Below are 23130 nucleotides of genomic sequence, written 5' to 3'. Positions count from 1 at the left end.
CTCAGCGCTTTCTGTGCGATGAGACCGGGAACTTGAGCATCTGGCCATCCCGCGCGGCAAAAGCGCCGGCAAACCTGTCCTTGGCCAGCTTCTCCATCTCGTCCAGTTGCTCGTCGGTGCGTGTCGGATCGTGGTGAAACAGTGCAAGCGCCCGTGCACCGGCCGCCTCACAGAGCTTGACGCCCTGTTGCCATGTCGAGTGACCGTTACCGCGGCGGCGTTCCATTTCCTTCTCGGTGTAGGTGCAATCGTAAATGACGAGGTCGGCATCTTCGATCAGGTCGAGCACCGACTGATCGAGTTTGTCCGGCTCGTGCTCGGTGTCGGTGATCACCGCCACGACGCGGCCGCCCCATTCGATCCGGTAGCCTATGCAGCCTCCCGGATGGGTGAGACTGCCGGTCCGAACCACCACCCCTTCGCGCGGCCGAAGCACGTCTCCGGATACGAAATCGCGGCAGTCGAGATTTGCCTTGCAGACGTTCATTTTCACCGGAAACCACGGCGGCCGTATGAACTCATCGATAATCTGCCGGGTCGTCATGCGTCCTGCAAGATGCCCGGACCAAAGCGTAAGCTTGACGCTCGGGTCGAAGATAGGCGCAAAAGCCGGCAGCCCGATGATGTGATCGTAATGGCAATGGGTGAAAAGCAGGTCGAAATCGGTCACATCCGACGCCTGAAGCGCCCTGCCGGCAGGCCGCAGGCCAGAGCCTGCGTCGAACAGAAGCGTATGCTTGCCGCATCGCATCTCAATGCAGATTGTGTTGCCGCCATAGCGAGCGAATTCTGGCCCGGATACAGCAATGCTGCCGCGCACGCCCCAAAATCTGACCAGGAAAAAATCGTCGTCCATGCTACCTTTCGCCCATCATAGCTCTAGGCGCTTCGTGCGTCGATCAGATCCGCGGTCGTATGGCTTAGCCGATCGGCAAGAACCCGCAATATCTCGATGGTCATTTCCGGGAACTCCTTCATAAGCCTCAGGAAATGATCCTTGCGGATTCTCAAGGCCTCCAGATCACTTGCCGCGCTGACGGTGGCAGTGCGGGAGCTGTTGCACAATATGGCGATCTCGCCGACAATCGAATTTGGCAGCAGTTCGGCAACTTTCATCGGCCCGCTGTCGGAATCGACCAGAATATCCGCCCTGCCTGAAAGGATGACATAGGCAGCGTCTGCCTCGTCGCCCTGCCGGAAAAGAATCTGGCCGGCGCTGTAATTCACGCGATCGGATGTGAACGCGAGCAGCTTGAGCTTTGCCGGCTCAATGCCAGAGAACAAGGGAACGCGTTGCAGCATTCCAACTTCATCCTTGAGCAGCATTGTCGCAAACCTTCCTAAATTCGCGTCTGCCAGACTATGACAGAAGTTCCTTGAAGATACCGTTCTCTGCCAAAAGTGTCTCGTGTGTACCGTCTTCCACCAATTGACCCGAGTCAAAGACGATAACGCGATCGAACATCATCGCCATTGCCGGACTCGTCACGACCCACACAATTGCCGGCGAATGGCCGTCGCGTCTGGCTTCCTCGAGCACGTTTCGCAGCACCTTGTCCTGAATGCGCTGGTCGAGCGCCGACAGCGGCCGGTTGAGAATGAGAAAATCGGGACGCTTGAGCAGAGCCCGGGCAACATCGAGCTTCTGTCGCTGTCCGCCGGTCAGCCGCCTTCCACCGGCGCCGACGTTGAAGTCCAGGCCGACATCCAGAAGCTCGGCATAGAGCCCCAGCTCGTCAAGAATGTCATAGACGATGGAGCGTATGCGGTCCGGGGCGTCGGGATGGTTGTTTCCCACACGGCCGAATAGGACATTGTCCATGACGGTGGCCGCGGCAATGTATTTGGCAGGATCATACCGTTCGATCGCGTTGTGCAGTTCGGGCGGCAGGTTTTCATAGAACTGGTTGCGTGCGGCGACGATCTTGCTCATCAACTCGTCGGTCAGCAGGCCGAAGCGGTGCCGGGGCTCGATATAGGCAAAGCTCAAGGTGATGATCATGGCGCGGTCGGCCTCCGAAACCGCCTCGTAGGGGCGGTTCTTGAGCCGCTGCAGCAAGGTCTCGTAGGCGGGGATCTCCTCGGCGCTCATGAAGGCGAGCTGCTGGAAGAACTGGTGATCTGGCGGCAGGTCGGCAAACAGCTCGATGGCCTGTTCGGCGATCTCCATGCCCATCTCGTAGAGCGTGCTGTCGAGGCCGGCCTGCTTCAGCACGGAAGCAAAGTAGGGATTGGCCGCCAGAGCCTTGTCGGCCAGTTCGGGGCCGGCGGCGGCGCCGAAAAGCAAGTTCTGGCCGATCGTCGCTTCCGTGTTGTAAGCGCCCGGCTCGAAAGGAACCACCAGTTCGCGCAGCCCTTCCTGTTCCAGCCGGGTTCGCAGCGCTGCACGCAGTTCGACGATCCGCCCGGCGAGCTTCGTGTGACGCGTGAGGTCGGCCGAAGAGCGCAAGCCAAGATCCAGAATGTCGCGCGACAGAAGAACCGCGTCGAGCACCCGGCGCACCGCTTCAAAGAGGTCGTGCGGGCCGGTAGCACCGGCGGAAGCATAGTCGATCCAGTCGCTATGGACGTCGAAATCCGGATTGCCCGACCGGCGCGCCTCGTCCATGTTCCAGCGCTGCTGGTCTGCCGCGGCGCCGTCATAAGTCACCGATGTCAGCGGTGCATGCTTCAACCCGTAGAGCAGGTTATCGCGCAGGCTTGCTTGGAACAGGAAAACATCCGACGAGGCGTAGGACATGCGCCGGCCGGTCACGGCTTCGGGGAGTTCAAGCAGGTCATCGGCGCCCGAAGCGACCTTTCCACTCTCTGGCCAGTTCAGACGCGCGAAGGCTTCTGCTAGCGCCTCCGCTCCGCCTGTCGGGGTGCTGACCAGCGCCACCGTCTCAGCCGGCTTGACCTGCATGGAGACACGGTTGAGGAGCATTGCACCGCCATCGTCTGCCATGGAGAGACCGACCGCCGACAGCGGGTTTGTCATCGGACCGGGATCGTCGATCGTCAGTGCCGCGATTCCCGGCGCAATGATATCCTCGACGGTGAACTGTTCAACGACCTGCTGATATTTGACCTGGACATCCTGCCGATCCTGATCCCAGTCGATCAGTTCCTTCATCGGTCCGGGCAGGTCCTTGTAGGCTCCGATCACCGCCACGAGCTGGCCGACGTCCAGCCGGCCCCCGATGACCAGATACCCGCCGATCATGTAGAACAGAAAGGGCGTGAGCTGTGCGAGAAAATTGTTGAGGAACTTTACCATGAATTTCCATTGGTAAAGATCGAAGCGGATCTTGAAGATGAGCCCTAGCCTAGCAGCTATGTCGGCGCGCTCGTAGTTCGACGTATCGTGGACGTGAACCGCGCCGATGCCGTCAACGATTTCGCCAACCCGGCCAGAAAGCGCGCGCGCCGTCAACTGCCGTTGGCGCCCAAGCACGAGCAGCCGCCGCCGCATCCGCGGGATGAGTACGATCTGGATGATCACGATCACCACCGCTATCATTCCGAGCCAGACGTTCTGGACCATGATGAACAGCATGGCCGTCAGCGCCTGGCCGCCGAGCAGCACCGGCTGCAGGAAGGCATCGCCGATAAAGCCGCCCAGCGGCTCCACCTCATCCTTCACCATGGTCGCCACTTCGGCGGATTTCACCCGCTTGAAGTAAATCGGCGGAAACCGCAGCACACGATCGATCAGATCGAAGCGAATACGCCGCAGCATGCGTTCGCCGAGGCGGCCCTTGTAGGTGTTGATGTAGAGTTTGAACAGGCCGTTGATGACGACCAGCAAGAGGAACACAAGGCTCAGGGCAAGCAGCGTCTCCTTGCGGTCAAGCTGAAAACCGGAGAAGAACTGGACCTCGCCAATGAACGGCAGGTTATAGTGCAATCTCATGAAGGGCAGGGTCGTGCCGGGTTGCTCGAACCCCTTCCCCTGGATCGGGCCGTTGACGATCAGCTTCGGCAGGTCGAAGGACATGAAATATGGGATCATCGAAAGCAGGACGATCATCAATATCCAGATCTGCTGCTTCCGGGTGTGCGTCCAGATATAGCGGGCTAGGCTGGGTTCCATATGCGACTGTCAGTTTGGAGGATGCAGGCGGTGAAAGCACCTGCTGGCAAACGATGTATCGGCAATGTCTTCGCGGATGGACGCCGCTGGTCGGGACAGACGCAATCGGCCCCCTTCGCCACCGTGCAACGGCGAAACGGCTGGCGGCATCGTCTTATCCGCAAGTCGAACAGGCTCGCGTGAGGCAATATTGCGTTGTGTCGCCCGAAATCCCAACATAGAGGACGAATATGATGGATGTCACACAAGCACGCAATGCCGGCGGGCACGAACAAGCCTTGGATCTCGCCCGGGGAATTGCCGCCTATGTCGACCACCCTCTCGTCGCCGGGCTGGCGCGCGTCATCGCCAAGCATCCGACGGCCGACATCGCCAACGCCTTCAACCACAAGCAGGTCGCTTGCAAGATGTGGGCGCTCGACGAGCTGTTTGGAAGCTGCGGCGGCCGGTTCGGGCGTATATGGGTGCTGGGTGGATGGTACGGCGTATTGCCGGCAATGCTTTTCAACGACGCCCGTTTCGGCATTGCGGCGATCGACAGCATCGACATCGATCCGGAAGTCGGGCCGGTCGCCCGGACCCTCAACCGGGAAGCCGGCGACCGCTTCCGGGCGCTGACGGAAGATATGTACGCACTCGACTATGCCGCCGGGCGGCCCGACCTAGTGGTCAATACGAGCTGCGAACACATAGCCGAGCTGGGTGCCTGGCTTGCCCTGCTTCCGCGGGGCACGAATGTGCTGCTGCAATCGAACGATTACTTCAGCGAGCCGACGCACATCAACTGCGTGGCTTCGCTTGCAGCCTTCGAAGCAATGGCGGCGCTACGGGAGATCAGGTTCTCCGGCGAACTGCCGACAAAAAAATATACGCGCTTCATGCTGATTGGAACTGTTTGAAGCGCGTTTCGCGAATCCAACGAGATGCGACCTGCGTTAGGATTTCGAGGACCAGGTTCGTTGCCGCTCGCGCAGGATTTGCGCAGAGTGACGGGCGCCTTCCAGATCGAGACGATGCGCCGCTGGCGCCGGTCCCGCAAGCGCCTGTTCGATCGCTTGCGCCAGACACTCAGGCGTCAGGTCCTTTTCCATCCGCACCGTTGCAAGACCGAGCTCTTCGAGCATAAGGGCTCGAACCGTCTGTTCCGTTTCCCCGCCGGCTGCAAAGGGAACGAGCAGCGAGCGACAGCGCGCGCGCAGGACATCGCAGACAGTGTTGTAACCCGCCTGCGAGACCGACAGGCGGGCGCCGGTCAGCAAGCTGGCGAAATCCTCGCGAAACCGGAAGATGGACAGGCCCGGCGTCGCATCGCGTGTAATCGCGTCAAATTCGTCCTTCGGCAGGTTTGGGCCGGTGATCAGACACCATTTCCAGGCGTTGTCGGCATTCCGCGCTAATGCGATGGTGGATCGGACAAGGCTCTTTCCTGCGGCCCCGCCGCCAACCGACACCACAACGTCGAAACGCTCGGAGGCCGCGGGCGCTGGTGGCGCGGCAACGAGCCCCGTGTACGCAACCTCGGCCCTGATCGCTCCCGCCAGTGGAAATGTCTTGTCGATGGTTGCGAAAGCCGGATCGCCATGGACCATGACAAGGTCAAAATGCCTGTTAACGAGAGCGACCGTTTCCTCGTTTCGGCCCGGCTTGACGCGCTCCTGAAGGATATCACGGACTGACGTCACCAGCAGCGGTCTGGGCGACGCCGCGTCGATGGCCTCGATCAGCGGCAAGAGTTCGAAACGCATCTGCCGGCGCCCAAATGGAAACGCCTCGACAATGACGATATCAGGCCTGCAATCCCGGAATGCCTGCAGCAGCATCTCGGAACGCCGTTTCTTGAAATCATCGTCGATGGGCTTGCCCTGCAGGTCGACAAGACCGGAAAATCCTTCATCACCGGAGGTGACAGATGGCAGGGTTACAGATATTGCCCCCGATCCCGGAAACCCCGCGACCGGCGCTCCGCCAGTGACGATGGTTACGTCAAACCCGTCATCGACCAGAGCCGCCGCGACGCGGCTGGAGCGCGCGAGATGGCCGATGCCGAGCAGGTGCTGGACATAGAAGAACGCGCGCAGCCGCTTCATTCGGCGGCCCGCCACTCCCGTTCGAACAGCTCCTTGAGCTGTCCGATGCTTGCCATGTGATCGAAATTGCCGCGCACGCGCGCCTCTGCGGTGTCGCCGAGGCGGGCACGCAGCACGGGATCACGGATCAGCCGCTCCAGCGCCTGTGCCAGGGCAATTGGGTTTTCCGTCGGAACCAGCAGCCCGGTTTCATCCGGCGATAAAAGCTCCGGCACGCCGGAGATATCGGTCGACACGCAGGCAAGCCGCTGGCTGGCCGCCTCCACCAGAACATTCGGCAGACCATCGCGGTCACCATTTGCGGTGATCCTGCAGGCCAGGGCGAAGATATCGGCGCGGCGGTAGTGCTCAAGCACCTCTTCCTGCGCGAGCGCGCCTTTCCAAGAGATGCGACCATCCAGTCCGAGCTTTTGCGCCAACGCCTTGAGCCGTTCCAGTTCCTCGCCGCCGCCAATATGCTCGAAACGCCACGCTAAATCACCGGGCAAGAGGGCAAGGGCCTCCAGCAAGGTGTCGTAACCTTTCTTTGCAACGGCGCGCCCGACACTCAGAACGATAACCGGTTCGTCCGGCACCGAGCCGTCATGCTGTTTTCGTGCCTCGCCGAAAATGCCGAAGCGATCAAGGTCGAGCCCATGATAGCTCAAATGCACTGACGAGTTGCCGTCGGCGAGTTTTTTCAGACGGTCGAAGCCGGTTTTCGTGCAAGTTACCGTCCAGCGCGCCGAGGAAAGCTTGCTGGCCAGATCCCAATCCGCCGAAGTCCAGATGTCCTTGGCATGGGCCGAGCAGCTCCAGGGCAGACCAAGAAGCTGGCTGGCATAGCGCGTCACCGATGCCGGCGTGTGGGCGAAATGCGCATGCAGCCATACCGCGTCTTCGGGCCATTCGGCCGCTAGCACGAGCGCTTGCCCGAAACGGCGCGCGCGATTGCGCGTAAAGTCGCGCGGCATATCGACGGCCAGCGATCCCAGTGCACGCCAGAAGCCCGGCCGCAGCAAACAAGCAGAAAGCGAGCGAACCACGCGCAGCGGCTCTTCATGCAGATATTCCGGCAGATAATGGACGGGCGCTTTGATCTCGTCATGCACGGGGTGGCGTTTTGCGTCGGTCGGCCGCCTGAGCGCAACGAGTATCAGATCGAACCCCGCACGCTCCAGTCCGAGCAGTTCCTGCGCGATGAAGGTTTCCGACAGGCGCGGATAACCCTTCAGAACCACGACGATCTTGCGATGTTGCAACTCAGTTCATGCCTTCAATAACCGAAAGGTGAGGGCCAACCTGCCGGTCGAGCAATTCCGCGACGATTTCGGAAATATGAGGGAGCCCTTCCAGGGTCAGATGTGGATTACTCTGGGATGGACGAGGCCGATTCGGCAGCGCCACCAGTGCATCGGCAAATCGCTGCGAGTCCTTGGCTTCCTCCGGCAAAAGCATTTCGACGAGGCCCAGTTCGGCTGCGCGCCGCGCGCGGATCAGTTGTTCCTGGCGGGGTTCGATGCGCGGCACGATGAGCGCCGGCTTGTCGAAAGATAGTATCTCGCAATAAGTATTGTAACCGCCCATCGCCACTACCGCCTTGGCGCCGGCAATCAGGTCTTCCATGCGGTTGTCGAACTCGATAATCTTGATGTAGGGGATCGTGGCCCCCTTCTTCAGCAACTTGTTGCGCTTGCGAGCCGGCATGTAAGGCCCAAGCACGATCAGCGCCTTGTGCTGCAATTTCGGATCGTGCTGATAAGCATCGATGACGTCGTGAATCAATTCGGCGCCGTCGCCGCCGCCACCGGTGGTAACCAGGATATAGTCGCCCTCTGGCCGGTGGCCGGGCAACTGGTTCCGCTGCAGGCTCCGTTGCAGGAAACCGACGAATCTCATTTTTGCCCTGACAGCCGGCGGCACATCCAAGCCGGTCAATGGATCGTAGAAATCCGGCGGCCCATAGGCCCAGACCTTGTCGTAGAACAGGCCTATCTTGCGCATCACATCCCTGCGCGCCCACTCTGCTTCGAGCAGATGCGGTGCATCCATCACCTCGCGCAGGCCAAGCACCAGCGTGGTGCCCCGCGTCTTGAGGTAGGACAGCGTGTCCTCAATCTCACCGCGCAGGCCGAGCGGTTCCTTGTCGACGATGAAGATATCCGGCCGGAAGGTCTCGGCTGTGTGGCGAATGATCGACTGACGCATCCTTAGCGTCTCATGCAGATCGATGTCCTTTTCCAACGAGGTGTATTCGCCGTTGCGCAACTTGATGACGCTGGGGATCTTCACGAAGTCGACACGGGCGCGGTAGTCGAAGGCGCCGGCGATAGTCGCACCCGAAATGATAAGCACCTGAAGCCCACGGAAATCCTCGACCAGCGAATGCGCGATAGTCCGGCAGCGCTGCAAGTGGCCGAGCCCGAACGTGTCGTGGCTGTACATGAGAATTCGAGCGTTTTCTGCGTGCTGGGTCATTCTTGAACGTCTCTTAAATTCTCGCCTTGAGACCGTGAGTGGCCCGCCGGCTTCGAAACCATCCTGGGTTTGGCCGCAATTTTCAATTTATATTGCTTCTATGGAATGCCGTTCAGATATGCTTTCTGATCGCGAGTCCGGAACTAGATGGGTGGCGGATATCGCCGCGCGGGTGTGAGCAGAGACTTCCTGTTGTATTGTGGGATGGATCGAGGAGGAAAGCGATGTCAAAAAAATCGGCAGAAATCATCCCTTTTGATTCCGATCCGGACTGGTAAAGGTGAAATTCCCCTATCTTGCCCATATAGCCAATTGCTTGATCGCATACGAAAGGGCAAGGTCGCTGGCGTCGCACGGCGCATTGTTGTAGAATTCATTCGTGCGCCATTGCACTCGCCTCGGGACCAAAGGTGCCGCCCATTATTCTCTTGACGGGCGGTCTCATTGTGATTCACCGACCAGAAATTGAGCCATCTGTCGCCAAGCTAGCCGGAATTTCAGCAAGAATCGAGTGGATGCCAGCGCGGTCGCAACACACCACCAACTGCAGGGTGTGTGCGACACCGGTTGCTTGTCGATCGTTATGGCCCATGCCAATGCCTTATTGGAGCGGTGACGGCACTTCTTTAAACGGCTTGGGCAGGCCGTCGAACGTCGTGAGGTACAAAAATCGCCCGATTGGTCCCGATAGTTGGTGAACCCTCGAAAATTCTTTGCGGCGAATTCCCTTTAAAACCAAAAGCGTAATTTTTTTGACGGCTCTATTGTCGGTCCCTTTTGGAATTTTAGGATATTTTAGTGCAATTTCAATGAGTTATAGGCTACTTGATCATGCCTTGCGGATCGAGCCGCTTGTCGGCCAGCCATTCGACGACGCGTGGCAACAGCCGGCGATTCAGGCGCGAGCCGACGATGGTCAGTTCCTTGCGCACCACTTTCTGTTGGCTGAGGTTGGACGGGGCATTCGAAAAGCCGAGCAGGTCGATGCGGCCCGCCGGACTGGCCAAGCGGCAGGCCTCGTCAAGAAGTGCGGGAATGCCGGCGCCGTCGATGACCATTGTCGGGCCAAGACCGTCATTCTCCGTGCGCACCGCGGCCGGCACGGGATCGCGCACGGAGTGGATCACCCGGTCCGCACCGAAGCGTAGCGCCCGCTCGAGGCGAGCTTCATCGATGTCGGCCACGATGCAGCGGGCACCATGCATTTTGCCAACCTGCAGCACCGTGACGCCGACGGTTCCGGCACCCTGATCAGCAGGGTATCATCAGAGCCACAGCCGGTGCGGTCGAGGACGTTGGCGGCAATCGAAATCGGTTCGGCCAGCGCCGCCAGACTGAACGGCATGTCGGCCGGAATTGGAATGGCATTATGCGCCGGGACGGCGACGAAGTTACGGAAACCGCCGTCGCGATGGACGCCGATCACTTCGAGGTTGGCGCAGACATTGGAACGGCCGATCCGGCAGGGATAGCAGTGGCCGCACGACACCACGGGGTCGACCACCGCGCGGCCTCCTCCCACGGCAACGGCGGTCACATGGCGTCCGAGCGCGGTGACGGTGCCCGCGAACTCATGGCCGATGACGCGCGGATAGAACGGCGAACGGATTGGAGCCATGCAGGATGTGAATGTCGGAGCCACAGATGCCGGCACGGCTGACGTGAACGACCACTTCGCTGGCGCCGGGCTGTGGCATGGCGCCCGGCCGGATTTCTAGCGACTGCGGCGCGCTGACAAGAACCTCAGCATGAACACTCCAGCTAAGTATACTAGTCGACAATTGCCATGGCTAACAGATCGTCAAGTTGGTGCGCGACCAGAGGCCTCCTGATGAGGCGATCGAAGCGGAACGGGCCGGGGATAATTGGACAAGCGTTTCGGCGCTTCTCGCCTAGCGACGTCGTCGAGTCTCCGATGGGACATTCCAGACTTGTAAAACGTCCGCTAGGGCCATCCCGAAGTCGCGAAGCTGCCAGTCAGGTTCCGGCCCCATTTCCGCCGTTCTGGACCCTGCTCCCAACGTTCGTAAAACGAGGTCAGCTATGGTCGGCAGTTTGGGGTCGCGGGAGCATACGAAACGATACGGGAAGCTTTCAGATTCTGGCCCACGAAAAACTCAACAAAACGAAGGATTTAATATGCCCTCCGGGCCCACCATAACCATTGTTTATCAATAAGTTAGTGTGTTTTATTTACCTCGGTTAGCCAAATCAGGTTGGCGAACCTCCATCGATCTCGTTGACGGCGCGAAAGGAATCGAACTGCCCGCTATGCGCTCGTTCGCAATTGACGACAAAATTCAGTAGCGTTTGTTCAATCTTCGCAAATGGCAGCAATGCGCTTCAAGTCGGCCGTTCGACGCTGGGTGATCTCCCGAAAGCTGACATCGCCTCTGAAGTCAACTGCGGTCGCTCCTGCGCACGCCCCATAGCACGACCGGCCGCGGGCAATTCTCCATCCGTTCGGGCGGATGCAGTCCTTCGGCGCAATAGCGGGCTAACTCTCAGCAAATATATGCGCCGTGCTTCCGGGCTGACCGAGTCTCCAGATGCGGGCTATACACGCGCGCATCTCGTCGGCGGTGGCGCCGCCTCGAAATTCGGCAAGGCGTATGGCCTTGGCTTCCAGTTCCTGTTTCGCAAGCGTGTTGCCGGGGTCGCCCTTGGGCTCGTCGACGCGGGTATCGAGTCTGCGGCCGTCAATGGTCATGACGCTCACCTTGCCGACCCATTGCTTGGGATAAAGTCTGTCGATCTCGGCGTCGAACTCCATCCGCACCTTGGCGCGGAAACGGGCGACGCGCGTGTCGGCAAGTGCTTGGTGTTCGAACGCGTCGAGATCGGCGACGCCATGGACGGCGATGAGGCCCAACACTGTGCCCATGGAGAACTTCGCCTGGTGGACGGTTTGTGGAATGACCACCGCGCCCAGGACATCGATGGCTCCCTGATGGACATGGGTTACCACATCAGCGATGTCGTCCGGACCGAGCCCCTCGCGGCGCATGAGAAGCTGCAGCGCATCAGCGGCCGGATGGGTGTGCCGGCAGGCGGCGTGCCATTTGAAGGAGGTCTCCTCGGTTGCCCAACGGCTGCCGAGGCCGTCCGTCAGGCGGGCCGGATCGGCGTCGCTGGACATGCCTGAAGCCATGCCCTTTTTCCCTTCGAGGATCTGCGCGGCCCCCTTGAAGCCATCGCGTGCCAGATAGGCAGAAAACAGGCCGTTGGCGGCGGCTCGCGCCGTATGAAGCTGCTTGGAATCGGCGGCATCGCGCAAGAATTCCCAGAGCCCTGCCGCCTGGGTGCCGGCGGAGCCGAGAGCATGGTTGAGACCGGCTGCGTCCAGTCCGATCAATCTGCCGACCGCCGCGGCCGCGGCGACAGCGCCGGCGGTGCCGGTGGTGTGGAATATCTCGTAGTGCGAGCGTCCGAGGAATTCTCCTACGCGGATGCCCACTTCATAGCCGGCGATGCAGGCAGTCAGGACGTCGCGGCCGGTCTTCCCCTCAGCCTCGGCAACCGCCAGGACCGCCGGAAAGATCACGGCCGCCGGGTGAAAGACCGAGCCGTTGTGAACGTCGTCCTGTTCCACGATATGGGAGGCCGCCGCATTGACCATCGCCGCGAAATAGGGGCTTGTGCGCCGCCGCGTCGGGATGACGGTGCTTGGGCCGTCCGCCGGCCCCATGGCACGCGCAAAGCCGTCGATGATCTCGACCTGGTGCGCACCCTTGCCGGCCAGCGCCGAGCCGAGCCAGTCGATCATCAGTCCTTTCGCGAAATGAACGACGCGCGGCGGGATCTGTTCGAAGTCGAGTTCGGCGATGAACGAGCAGAGCCTGGCGGTCGGCCAATCGGCGGTGTCCGTGCTCATCTGTTGCTCCTCCTCTGGCATGCCCTTTAGACCAAAGCGGCCCGGCGCAGGACCTGCCTTGCACGTTCGATGACCGGCCGATCCACCATCTCGCCGTTCACCTGGCTGGCTTCGCCTGATGAGGCCGCGCCAATGATGTCGCGTGCCCATGTGATGTCATTTTCGCTCGGGCGAAAGCCATTGCGAATCGGCTCGATCTGCCTCGGATGGATGGCCATCTTGCCGCCAAAACCCATCTTCATGGCGTGGCGGGCGTCATCCTCCGTGATTTCAGGATTGCTCAGGTCGGTCGTTACGCCGTCGATCGGCGCGGCCCGGCCAGCGGCGCGCGAGCGCCAGACGATTTCGCTGCGAGCCGCAAGCAGGATCAGCCGATCATGCGCGCAACCGAGATCGAGCGAGAAGTCGACCGAGCCGAAGGCGACGGCAACGACGCCAGAGGTGGCCAATATGTCCGGCAAGTTGGCGAGACCGACGGCGCTCTCGACCAGCGCGATGACGGAAACGCTGCGTGCCATGTGCTTGGCCATATCGGCAACGTCCTCCGGACGTTCGGCCTTGGGCAGCATGATGGAGACGCCGTCGAGGCGCCGCACGGCGTCGATGTCCGCTTCGTGCCAGGGGGTTCCCGCGGCGTTGATGCGGACCACAACGGCGGATTTCAGCGTGGCCGCATTGGCGAGAATCGCATCGCGAGCGCGGTCCTTGTCGCAAGGGGCTACGGCATCCTCGAGGTCGAGAATGACCGCATCCGCGCCGCTGCTGTCGGCCTTGGCAAACCGTTCCGGCCGCGAGCCCGGCACGAAGAGCGGCACGACGGGCATGACGAAGTTCACCATTGCGCCATGGCCTTCACCGTCACATGGCCGTCGGCCGACCGTGCCTCGAGAGCCATGCCGTCCTGGCCTGGGGATGTTGCGCTCAGAAGCAGGCGCTGTGGGCCGCTCGCCGGATGGACGCCGCGGAATGAGAAGCGGCGCGGCGACGTGCCCACAATGGCGGTGGCGAAATTCATCAGCAGCGTCGCCTGCAGCGGGCCATGGATGACGAGACCGGGATAGTGCTCGACCCCCGTGGCGTAGGGCGCGTCGTAGTGGATGCGGTGCCCGTTGAACGTCAGCGCGGAATATCGAAAGAGCAGCACGGGATCGATGTCGATCGTGCGCTCGTGCGATGCGGCCAGGGGCGAATTGGCCGGCGGGGCAGGGGGCGCAGCAGCGGCTTCGGCGCCGCGATAGACGATGGTCTGGTCCTCCTCGATGACCGGACCGGAATCGTTGGCGATGTCGTGCCGGACCGCGACGAAGGTGAGCGGGCCGGTGCGGCCCTGTTTCTCCTCTATGGCGGTCAATGTCGAGTTGCGGCGGATGCGGTCGCCAGAGCGGATCGGCGCCATGAAACGCACATCGCTGGCAGCCCACATGCGGCGTGGAAGCGACACCGGCGGCAGGAAGCCGCCTTTGGCCGGGTGCCCGTCAGGTCCGAGTTCTCGCATTTCGGCAATGTCGGGTGTCAGGCACCAGTGCAGTCCGGGCGCGGCCGCGCCCTCGGCAGTCTGCGCCGCGTGGTCCCCAAGCGTGGCGCCAAAGCTGGCCAGCAGGCGCGGGGTCACAACATCCTCGACCTCGTGCGTGCGTCCAACCCATTCCTGCAGCGTGCTTGTGTCCAGGCTCATGAGGTCCTCGTCAGGGGGCGAATTCGGACCGGATCCGGTCCGTATCGGCTCCAAGCGCGGGGACGCTGGGAACCGTTGCAAATCCCTCCGGCCGCCCTGCCGGCATCGGTACTGCGATGCGCTTGCCGTCCGGCAGTGCCACCTCCGTCCGGCGGAGGGCCTTGTGGTGCGGCAGGTCGCGCATTGCACTCACCCGGCCCCAGGCGATCTGCGCCTCGTCGAGACGGTCTATGGCCTCGTCGCAGTCGATTGCCGCGAAGATCGGTTCGATCACGGCGTCGAGCGCCGTGCGGTTGGCAACCCGCCAGGTATTGGTGGCGAAGCGTTCGTCGGCGAACAGATCCTGCCTTTGCAGCACGAGCGTGCAGAAGCGCTTCCATTCATTGTTCTGCTGGATGGACACGACCACGCTGCCATCCCGACAGGCATAGGGTCGATAGGGGTAGATCGAAGCGTGCGCCAGGCCATATCTCTGGGTCTCACGGCCCGCATATTCGTAGTGCAGCAGCGGCACGGTCATCCAATCGGCCATGGCGTCGAACATGGCAATCTCGACAATGCGACCGCGCCCAGTCTTCTGGCGCGCCAACAAGGCTTCGAGTATCGCTGCATGGGCATTCATGCCGGTGGCGATGTCGGCGGCGGAAACCCCGACCTTGCTCGGCGTGTCCGGTGTGCCGGTAACGGCGCAGATGCCGCTTTCGGCCTGCACCAGCATGTCGTAGGCGCGCATGGCCGCGTAGGGCGTGTCCTGCCCGTAGCCGACGATGTTGATGGCTATCAGCCGAGGAAACTCTTTCGCAATTGTATCGGCCGAGAGGCCAAGCCTGTCGATGGCGCCCGGCACGAGATTCTGCACGAGGACGTCGGCGCGCGCGACCATCCGGCGCAGGAGAGCCAGGTCGTGCTCGGTCTTCAGGTCGAGCACCGCGCTCTCCTTGCCGCGGTTGAGCCAGACGAAGTAAGCCGACATGCCCTCCACTGCGGAATCGTAGTGACGCGCGGTTTCGCCTTCCGGGCGCTCGATCTTCACGACGCGCGCGCCGGCGTCGGCAAGGCGGACCGTGCAAAGCGGAGCGGCGACAGCCTGCTCGATCGAAACGACAAACAGGCCCTCCAGCGGGCGGGCGCTGTCAGACATTGCGCTGCACCCCGGAACGAGCGAGCACGCCGGGCTTCAGCCGCTCGTCCTTGCCGTAATCCTCGGCGGCGTGGAAGAACAGTCGCGGCGTGCCGTCGATGTCTTCGAACCTCTTGCGGTAGGCTTCCAGGTAGCCCTTGCGGCCGTCATCACCGACACGGCCCGGCATATAGGCGACGAAGGGCGGCAGCACGTCGAAGCCGGAATAGCGCAGCAGACCATTGTGGATCGGCCACAGCACCGTGAGGATGTCGCCGTCGATGCCATCGGGCGCGTAGGTGTCGGCCGACGTGCCCGTGGTGGCGGCCACCATGGCGAGCTTCCCCCTGAACATGCCGGTGTCGTATTTGCGGCCCGGCAGATAGGCGAAACCGCGCGCGAAGACACGGTCGGCCCAACCCTTGAGGATTGCGGGCATTCCGAACCACCAGACCGGGAACTGGAACAGCACGAAGTCCGCCCGCTTCAGTTTTTCGATCTCGGTATTGATGTCGGCCGAGAGTGCGCCGGTCTCGTAGGCGGCGGTCTGCTCGCGCGACAGGCTGAAGAAGTCCGGATCGTTGCGCTCGCCTGATATGTCGCCAGGCCCGGCGACAGGATTGAAGCCCATCGCATAGAGGTCGCTGACGACGACGTCGTGGCCTGCGCGGGTCAGGGTTTCCACGGCGAGATCCTTCATGGCGCCGTTGAAGGATTTTGCTTCCGGGTGGGCATAGACGATGAGGACGTTCACGGACGACTCCTAGTAGGAACGCGGCAGTCCAAGCACGTGCTCGGAAAGGTATGACAGGATGAGGTTGGTCGAGATCGGCGCGACCTGATAGAGCCGTGTCTCGCGGAACTTGCGCTCCACATCGTACTCTTCCGCGAAACCGAACCCGCCATGCGTCTGGATGCAGACATTGGCGGCCTCGTTCGAAGCGTCGGCCGCCAGCATCTTGGCCATGTTCGCTTCGGCGCCGGGGTTCTTGCCGGCCTCGTAGAGGTTCAGCGCCTCCCGCACCATCAGTTCGGCAGCCCGCATGTTGGCGTAGGCCCGGGCGATCGGAAACTGGATGCCCTGGTTCTGGCCGATCGCCCGGCCAAACACATGCCGCTCCTTTGCGTAGGTGCTTGCCTTTTCGATGAACCATTTCGCATCGCCAACGCATTCGGCGGCAATCAGGATACGCTCGGCGTTCATGCCCGAGAGGATGTAGCGGAATCCCTTTCCCTCTTCGCCGATCATGTTTTCGGCCGGCACGCGCAGATCGTCGAAGAAGACTTCGGTGGTGGCATGGTTCATCATGGTGCGGATCGGCCGGATGGTGAGGCCGTTGCCAACGGCTTCGCGCATGTCGACGATGAGGACGGAGAGGCCGTCGGTCTTCTTCATGCCGTCCTTCAGCGGTGTGGTCCGCGCCAGAAGCAGCATCAAATCCGAATGCTCGGCGCGGCTGGTCCAGATTTTCTGGCCCTTGACCACGAAATGATCGCCATCGAGGCGAGCAGTGGTCTTGAGCGCACCGGTGTCGGTGCCGCTGGTCGGTTCCGTGACGCCGAAGGCCTGCAGGCGCAATTCTCCTGTGGCGACCTTCGGCAGATATCGCTGCTTCTGGGCTTCCGAGCCGTGGCGAACAAGCGTGCCCATCGTGTACATCTGGGCATGGCAGGCGCCGCCATTGCAGCCGGCGCGCTGGATTTCCTCCAGTACGGCAGCGGCGGCCGAAAGCGGCAAGCCCGAGCCGTCATAGGCCTCCGGGATCAGGATCGAGAGCCAGCCGGCCTCCGTCAACGCTGCGACGAATTCACCGGGGTAGGTCATGTCCCTGTCGAGTGCGCGCCAGTATTCTCCGGGAAAGCGCGCGCACAGCCTGGCGACGGCATCCCGAATGTCCTGGTAGTGTTCCATGAGATTTATCCGGCTTTTCGTCTTGCTGCGGGCCCTCACTATCGCGCCTCCATGTCCTGTCGGCAATGCAGGGCGGACGTGAGCAGATATAACGGAATTCGAATGCTTATGGCGAAGGGCCGAGAAGCTGGCCGACCCAGACGGCCCGCCCGACAAGATCCTTGGCGATGTCCTCGATCGCTTGTCCGGCAAACCGCGCCAGCCGCGAGGCGGGCCGGTCCGCCGGGTAGGCAAGGATCAGCCGGCGCACGGGCACCGGATCGATCAACGGCGCGGCGGTGAGCAGCCCGGCGGTCACGTCGGCATGGATAGGAGCGAGCGGCAGGATCGTCCAGCCATGGCCGTTGCGCACTAGGTCCTTCAGCGCGGAGTATGAGTCCGCTTCGATGCCGACATCGAGCGTGATGCCGGCATCCGTGGCGCAGCGTTCGACGATGATGCGCAACCCGTGCTTGATGCTGGGCAGCAGCAGGCGCTTGCCCGCGAGCGAGGCGAACGATACGGCGCGCACGGTTGAAAAACCCGCGTCCGGCGGTCCGATCAGGAACAGGTTTTCCAGGAGCAGCGGGCGCGAGCGCAGCGAACGCGCCATGCGCGGGTCGTAGAGCACCGCAACGTCCACCTCGCCGCGGTGCATCCAGTCCAGCAGATAGCCGGTGTAGGCACTGACAAGCCTGAGCTTGGCCTTGGGATGGGCCTTGCCGAAGGCGGCCGCCAGCGGTAGCGAAATAATGTCGGCAACGGTGGGCGGCAGGCCGATGGCCACTTCGCCGGTTAGCGGCGCATCGGCGGGCGTGGCCGTGGCGCGAATCTCGTCAATCTCGGCCATCACGCGCATGGCGTGTGTCAGCACCTCCTTGCCTTGCTCGGACAGCACCATGCCGCGTCCGTGGCGCAGGAAAAGTGCAAAGCCCAATTCCTCCTCCAGCATGCGTACCTGCCGACTGAGTGCCGGCTGCGCGATGTGCAGCCGGTCGGCAGCCTTGCTGAGGCTGCCGAGTTCGGCGACGTGGATGAGCGTGCGTAGCTGCGATAACTCCATGAGCTATCGAATATCATTATATCTGATCACAATAAAGGGACGAAGATTAGATCGGACAGCCGAGGTAACCTGGTTCCAATCCAAATTCCCGGGGGTCCAAGGTGACGGCGAGCATAGAAGCAAAACATCCGCAAGCGGCAGCACTTGCAGCCGCTCCGGCGGCGTCTGAAAAGCAGTGGCCGGATCAGGTCTATGATGTGCTCAAGGCCGCCGGCATCAGCCAGATGTCCTACGTGCCCGACGCAGGCCACACCACATTGATTGAGCGCTTCAGCACGGATCCCGAGGTTGTCACCAATGTGCTGACGACGGAGGAGGAGGGCATCGCCATTGCCGCAGGCTCCTGGCTCGGCGGCAAGCGGAGCGTCGTGCTCATGCAATCCTCAGGCGTCGGCAATTGCATCAACATGCTGTCGCTTCCCGTGCAGGCGCGCTTTCCCCTGCTCGTCCTGGTGACGATGCGAGGCGAGTGGGCCGAGTTCAATCCGTGGCAGGTGCCGATGGGGCAGGCGACGGAGGCCTCGCTGAAGGCGATCGGCCTCAGGGTGCTGCGCGCCGAGACCGGTCCCGATCTCGTGGAGACGGTGGCGCAGGCAGCCTTGATGGCTTTCGACGCCGACCAGCAGATCGCCGTGCTGATCGGGCAGCGGCTGCTCGGCAAGAAGAAGTGGTGAGCGACATGAATTTGCCGACGATGGACCGCCGGGTTGCGGTGAAGAAGCTGCTCGACGCCCGCGATGGCGCCCTGGTCGTGACCGGTCTCGGCTCGCCGAGCTACGACGTGCATGCTGCCGGTGACCGCAACGACAACTATTATCTGTGGGGCGCCATGGGCGGTGCTGCGCTGATCGGCCTGGGGCTTGCCCAGGCCCAGCCCGACAAGCGGGTCATGGTGATCACCGGAGATGGCGAACAGCTCATGGCGTTCGGTTCGCTGGCGACGATCTCGGTGGCGCGGCCGAAAAATCTCGACCTGATCGTGCTCGACAATCAGCATTTCGGCGAGACCGGCATGCAGTCCAGCCATACCGGGAAGGGCATTGGTTTCGACAAGGTCGCGGCCGCTTGCGGTTTTTTGAAGACCGCCGAGCTGCGTACGCTGGAGGAGGTCGACACGCTGTGTGAAGAGCTTCGGCATCCGGCCGACGGTCCGCGCCTTTTCGTGCTGAAAATCACCGCCGAGAACCTGCCGCGCTCGCTGCCGCCGCGCGACGCGGTCGAGGTCAAGAACCGCTTTCGCGCCCATCTGGGCTTTGCCACCTGTTGAGGACCGATATGGCGCTGGTCAGTTTCCAGAACACGGTCGGCGGTCGGTTGCAATCGACAGCCGATACATTCGAGAGCCATGATCCGTTCACCGGCAGGCCCTGGGCGCTGATTCCGCGCGATGGACAGGCCGAGGTGGATGCCGCCGTAGCCTCCGCCAAGGCTGCTTTCCGGTCGAAGGAGTGGGCCGGGATCACGCCCACCGCGCGCGGCAAGCTGCTCGTGCGGCTGGCTGAGCTGATCGCGGAGAACGCGGATCGCATTGCCGCCATCGAGACGCGCGACAATGGCAAGCTGCTCACCGAAATGACGGCGCAGCTGCATTACATCCCGGAATGGTTCCGCTATTTCGGCGGTCTTGCCGACAAGATCGAAGGGTCGGTGCTGCCGATCGACAAGCCGGGCATGTTCGCCTTCACCCGCCACGAGCCGCTGGGCGTCATCGCGGCAATCGTGCCCTGGAACTCGCCGCTTTTGCTTCTGACATGGAAGCTCGCGCCGCTGCTGGCGGCAGGCAACACTGTCGTCATCAAACCGTCGGAACACGCCTCGGCCTCGACGCTGGAGTTCGTGAAACTGTTTGCGCGGGCAGGCTTCCCGCCCGGCGTGGTCAACACCGTTACCGGCATGCCGCTTGATGTCGGCGCGCCACTCGTCTCTCATCCCGACGTCGCCAAGATCGCCTTCACCGGTGGTGAGCCTGGCGGGATCGCGGTCTATCGGGCGGCTGCCGAGCAGCTAAAGGTCGTCACGCTGGAGCTCGGCGGCAAATCGGCCAACATCGTCTTCGACGACGCCGATATCGAGAGCGCGGTCAACGGCGCGATCTCAGGCATCTTCGCGGCCAGCGGCCAGACCTGCATCGCGGGTTCGCGGCTGCTGGTGCATCGCAAAATCCACGACCGGTTCGTGGAAGGCGTCATAACGCTGGCGGCCAGCGCTCGATTGGGCAATCCGGCGCTGCAAGAGACGCAGGTCGGGCCGATCACCACGCAAGCCCAGCGCGAGAAGGTGCTGTCCTATCTCGGCATCGCGCGCCGCGAGGGTGCGCTTTGCGTGCTGGGCGGCGGCAAGCCGGCCTCGGGTGAATTGGCCGAGGGCTGGTTCGTCGAGCCCACCATCTTCACCGGCGTGAACAACACCATGCGGATCGCGCGTGAGGAGGTGTTCGGGCCGATCCTGTCCGTCATCCCCTTTGACGACGAGGACGAGGCCTTCGCCATTGCCAATGACAGCCCCTATGGGCTGGCGGCGGGAATATGGACCAGCGACATGGGCAGGGCGCTGCGCGGCGCGGCCGCGATGGAAGCGGGGATGGTCTGGATCAATTCATACCGTGCCGTCTCCTACATGGCGCCCTTCGGCGGCTACAAGAGGAGCGGTATCGGGCGCGAAAGCGGGCAGGACGCCATCAATTCCTATCTGCAGACCAAGACGGTGTGGATAGACACCGCAGGCAAGACCGCCAATCCCTTCGTTATCCGCTAGGCTAGGCTTCGGTGGGAGAATCCCCTAGCCAAGCTCGGCCCATACTCCTTGAGACGGTGGCCGACTTACAAATGATCGAAGGATTGGACATGAGACAGGCAGGCAAGGTGGCTGTTGTCACAGGCGCGGCGCGCGGCATCGGACGCGCTTGCGCAGAACGCTTTTTGGCCGAAGGCGCGAAGCTCGTGCTCGGCGACATCAATGCCGTGGAGCTAGAAAAATGTGCCGCTGAAATCGGCACCACCGACAGCGTCCTGGCGGTCGTTACGGATGTCAGCAAGAAGGAACAGATCGATGGGCTGATTGCAGCGGCGGTGGCGAAGTTCGGCCGTGTCGACATCATGGTCAACAATGCCGGCATCGCTCCGGTCCAGGACTTTCTCGACATCACAGAGGCGGACTACGACAGGGTTCTCGCCGTCAATCTGAAGGGCGCGTTCATGGGCACCCAGGCCGCAGCCCGCCAGATGATCGCGCAAGGTGGAGGCGGCGTCATCATCAACATGTCGTCGATCAATTCGGGCCTCGCCAACCCGCGCGTCGCCACCTACGCGATCTCCAAGGGCGGCATGAACCAGGTCACCAGCACCGCGGCCGTCGCCTTCGCTCCCCATGGCATCCGTGTGGTCGGTGTCGGCCCGGGCACCATCGCCACGGACATGGTCATGGACGGGACATTCATCGATTCGGAAGAAATGAGACGGGCGGTTCTTTCGCGGACACCGCTCGGGCGCCTCGGAACGGCAGCCGAGATCGCCTCGGTCGTGGCGTTCCTGGCCAGCGACGACGCTTCCTACATCACCGGCGAGACGATCTACCCCGACGGGGGGCGCCGCGTGCTGAACTATACGGTCCCGATCAAGGAGTGAGAAGAATGGGGAGTGACGACATGGGTAATTTCGAAAAGCTGCATCACATCTGCATCGTCGTGCACGATATCGACAAGGCGCAGGCCTACTATGACTCCATAAGCATCGGGCCATGGGAGTCCTATCCGCCGCTGGCCGAATACGAAGAACTGCAGGTCCCAAGCCCCGAGGGTTTCAAGGCGATGCAATATCGGATTTGCAACTTGCCGAACGTTCAGCTGCAGCTGTGCCAGCCGAACGGCGATCCTTCACCGCAGCGAATTCATCTCGACAGCAAGGGTGAAGGTGTCTTCCATATCGGCTTCGAGGTTCGTGATGCGGACGCAGCCGAAACCAAGGCGAAAACCGACGGACTTGCCGTGCTGATGCGCGGGCGCCGGGAAAACCGCACCGGCTTCACCTACTACGACACAGCCGACAAGGCAGGCGTGATCCTGCTGACCCGGGCGACCAATCTGCCCGGCAAATGATCTTCGCGCGAAGGATTGGGGCTGGACAAGGAGACGGGGCGACTGATCAGCTGCCCCGCAATTCCTGAAGCCGGTCGACCAGGAATTTGCCGCTGGTGATGATATGCATTTCCAAAAGGCCGACGGCGCGCAGCGTATCCTTGGCTTCGCATAGGTCGATGAGCTGCCAGTGGTCGCGGTCGGACTGGGCCTGGATCTCGGTGAGCGTCACCATCATGCGCGTGTAGCGTTCCAGCTGCTGGTAGATGCGCCCGACCAGTTCGATCGTCGCCTTGCGGCCGGACGGCTGGTAGAGCGCGGCGTGGAAGTTCCAGTTGAGCTGGTTCGAGTATTCGCCGGTCTTGCCCTGCTCCTGGTGCTGCTTTGCGCGCTCGCGGGCCAGCGCGAGGTCTGCCTCCGTCATCCTTGGAATGGCCAGGGCCAGTAGCCATGTTTCAATCCGGGCTCGCAATTCGTAGAGCTCGAGGATCTCGTCCAGGGAAATGGAGGTGACGACGGCGCCCTTGTGGGAAACCAGCGTGACGAAGCCTTCCGAATGAAGCTGATGCAGCGCCTCTCGCACCGGAATTCGGCTGACACCGAACTCGGTGGCCAGATGTTCCTGCCGCAGTTGGAAATTGGCCTCGTATTCACCGATCAGTATCTTCTGCCTGATGGCATCGGCGACCTGGGTCGAGATGGTTTTCTTCTGTACGAGCATGAATCAGCCTGAGGCGGCCGCCTTGTTTGTTGACTGGCGCCGTTTTGATTGAAGAAGTGGACGCATAGCACCGTTGTCACTGCGATGCCATGTCG

General features: G+C 61.9%; 22 protein-coding genes. 6 read left to right on the top strand and 16 right to left on the bottom strand.

The annotated features are described in order from the left end of the window. Nucleotide 1: 1 nt before the first annotated feature. The 3 genes from NKK51_RS05525 to NKK51_RS05515 are packed head-to-tail and all read right to left on the bottom strand — an operon-like array spanning nt 2 to nt 4075. Nucleotides 2–856 (bottom strand): MBL fold metallo-hydrolase, encoded by an 855-nt coding sequence (locus NKK51_RS05525; protein ID WP_127320283.1) that lies wholly within the window; start codon nt 854–856, stop codon nt 2–4. Nucleotides 857–879: 23 nt separating this feature from the next. Then, nucleotides 880–1326 (bottom strand): cyclic nucleotide-binding domain-containing protein, encoded by a 447-nt coding sequence (locus NKK51_RS05520; protein WP_031212612.1) that lies wholly within the window; start codon nt 1324–1326, stop codon nt 880–882. Nucleotides 1327–1360: 34 nt separating this feature from the next. After that, nucleotides 1361–4075, bottom strand: coding sequence for an ABC transporter transmembrane domain-containing protein (locus NKK51_RS05515; protein WP_352551651.1), 2715 nt, complete (start codon nt 4073–4075; stop codon nt 1361–1363). A 233-nt stretch (nt 4076–4308) separates the two neighbouring features. On the opposite strand from NKK51_RS05515, the gene NKK51_RS05510 reads away from it, so the two are divergent. Next, complete coding sequence (locus tag NKK51_RS05510) at nt 4309–4974, top strand: class I SAM-dependent methyltransferase (RefSeq protein ID WP_352551650.1); 666 nt, start codon at nt 4309–4311, stop codon at nt 4972–4974. 36 nt (nt 4975–5010) lie between these two features. Here NKK51_RS05510 and NKK51_RS05505 read toward each other — a convergent pair whose 3' ends face one another. The 12 genes from NKK51_RS05505 to NKK51_RS05445 all read right to left on the bottom strand — a co-directional run bounded on the left by NKK51_RS05505 (nt 5011) and on the right by NKK51_RS05445 (nt 18242). Then, complete coding sequence (locus tag NKK51_RS05505) at nt 5011–6162, bottom strand: glycosyltransferase family protein (RefSeq protein ID WP_352551648.1); 1152 nt, start codon at nt 6160–6162, stop codon at nt 5011–5013. Then, on the bottom strand, nt 6159–7403 hold the full coding sequence (locus NKK51_RS05500) for a glycosyltransferase (protein WP_128303850.1): 1245 nt from the start codon (nt 7401–7403) through the stop codon (nt 6159–6161). The genes NKK51_RS05505 and NKK51_RS05500 overlap by 4 nt, the downstream gene beginning before the upstream one ends. Nucleotide 7404: 1 nt before the next feature. After that, the gene (locus tag NKK51_RS05495; protein WP_352551647.1) at nt 7405–8619 is read right to left on the bottom strand and encodes a glycosyltransferase family protein; all 1215 of its coding nucleotides are present in this window, start codon (nt 8617–8619) and stop codon (nt 7405–7407) included. Between the two features lie 821 nt (nt 8620–9440). Continuing rightward, the gene (locus NKK51_RS05490) at nt 9441–9824 is read right to left on the bottom strand and encodes a zinc-binding dehydrogenase (protein ID WP_352551645.1); all 384 of its coding nucleotides are present in this window, start codon (nt 9822–9824) and stop codon (nt 9441–9443) included. Then, on the bottom strand, nt 9743–10237 hold the full coding sequence (locus NKK51_RS05485) for an alcohol dehydrogenase catalytic domain-containing protein (protein ID WP_352551643.1): 495 nt from the start codon (nt 10235–10237) through the stop codon (nt 9743–9745). The genes NKK51_RS05490 and NKK51_RS05485 overlap by 82 nt, the downstream gene beginning before the upstream one ends. 879 nt (nt 10238–11116) lie before the next feature. Beyond that, a complete protein-coding gene (locus NKK51_RS05475; RefSeq protein WP_352551641.1) occupies nt 11117–12493 on the bottom strand; it encodes an MmgE/PrpD family protein in 1377 nt (458 codons plus the stop codon). A gap of 26 nt (nt 12494–12519) precedes the next feature. Next, nucleotides 12520–13332: an HpcH/HpaI aldolase/citrate lyase family protein gene (locus NKK51_RS05470; protein WP_352551639.1), complete on the bottom strand. Its 813-nt coding sequence runs from the start codon at nt 13330–13332 to the stop codon at nt 12520–12522. Continuing rightward, entirely contained in the window at nt 13326–14168 is an 843-nt protein-coding gene (locus NKK51_RS05465; protein WP_352551637.1) for an HTD2 family dehydratase, read from the bottom strand. The genes NKK51_RS05470 and NKK51_RS05465 overlap by 7 nt, the downstream gene beginning before the upstream one ends. Before the next feature lie 10 nt (nt 14169–14178). Next, nucleotides 14179–15309, bottom strand: a complete 1131-nt coding sequence (locus NKK51_RS05460) for a CaiB/BaiF CoA transferase family protein (protein WP_128303855.1) — start codon at nt 15307–15309, stop codon at nt 14179–14181. Then, nucleotides 15302–16042: an NAD(P)H-dependent oxidoreductase gene (locus NKK51_RS05455; protein WP_128303856.1), complete on the bottom strand. Its 741-nt coding sequence runs from the start codon at nt 16040–16042 to the stop codon at nt 15302–15304. Before NKK51_RS05455 ends, NKK51_RS05460 begins: the two co-directional genes overlap by 8 nt. A gap of 9 nt (nt 16043–16051) precedes the next feature. Next, a complete protein-coding gene (locus NKK51_RS05450; protein WP_352551635.1) occupies nt 16052–17200 on the bottom strand; it encodes an acyl-CoA dehydrogenase family protein in 1149 nt (382 codons plus the stop codon). Nucleotides 17201–17306: 106 nt separating this feature from the next. After that, the gene (locus NKK51_RS05445; protein ID WP_352551633.1) at nt 17307–18242 is read right to left on the bottom strand and encodes a LysR family transcriptional regulator; all 936 of its coding nucleotides are present in this window, start codon (nt 18240–18242) and stop codon (nt 17307–17309) included. A gap of 101 nt (nt 18243–18343) precedes the next feature. Between NKK51_RS05445 and NKK51_RS05440 the strand changes: the two genes are divergently transcribed. From NKK51_RS05440 to NKK51_RS05420, 5 genes are all read left to right on the top strand, one after another. Further along, the gene (locus NKK51_RS05440) at nt 18344–18916 is read left to right on the top strand and encodes a thiamine pyrophosphate-binding protein (RefSeq protein ID WP_352551631.1); all 573 of its coding nucleotides are present in this window, start codon (nt 18344–18346) and stop codon (nt 18914–18916) included. 5 nt (nt 18917–18921) lie between these two features. After that, complete coding sequence (locus NKK51_RS05435) at nt 18922–19509, top strand: thiamine pyrophosphate-dependent enzyme (protein WP_352551669.1); 588 nt, start codon at nt 18922–18924, stop codon at nt 19507–19509. An 8-nt stretch (nt 19510–19517) separates the two neighbouring features. Continuing rightward, nucleotides 19518–20996, top strand: a complete 1479-nt coding sequence (locus NKK51_RS05430; RefSeq protein ID WP_128303861.1) for an aldehyde dehydrogenase — start codon at nt 19518–19520, stop codon at nt 20994–20996. Nucleotides 20997–21085: 89 nt separating this feature from the next. Next, a complete protein-coding gene (locus tag NKK51_RS05425) occupies nt 21086–21865 on the top strand; it encodes an SDR family NAD(P)-dependent oxidoreductase (RefSeq protein ID WP_023809528.1) in 780 nt (259 codons plus the stop codon). Nucleotides 21866–21885: 20 nt separating this feature from the next. Beyond that, nucleotides 21886–22335 (top strand): VOC family protein, encoded by a 450-nt coding sequence (locus NKK51_RS05420; protein WP_352551630.1) that lies wholly within the window; start codon nt 21886–21888, stop codon nt 22333–22335. A 46-nt stretch (nt 22336–22381) separates the two neighbouring features. Here the strand turns inward: NKK51_RS05420 and NKK51_RS05415 are convergent, their stop codons facing one another. Then, nucleotides 22382–23035 (bottom strand): GntR family transcriptional regulator, encoded by a 654-nt coding sequence (locus NKK51_RS05415; protein WP_013525162.1) that lies wholly within the window; start codon nt 23033–23035, stop codon nt 22382–22384. Nucleotides 23036–23130 lie beyond the last annotated feature (95 nt).

It is taken from the genome of Mesorhizobium sp. M0011, from assembly GCF_040324155.1.
Taxonomy (GTDB): Bacteria; Pseudomonadota; Alphaproteobacteria; order Rhizobiales; family Rhizobiaceae; genus Mesorhizobium.
This window is presented reverse-complemented; position numbering and strand designations above follow the sequence as displayed.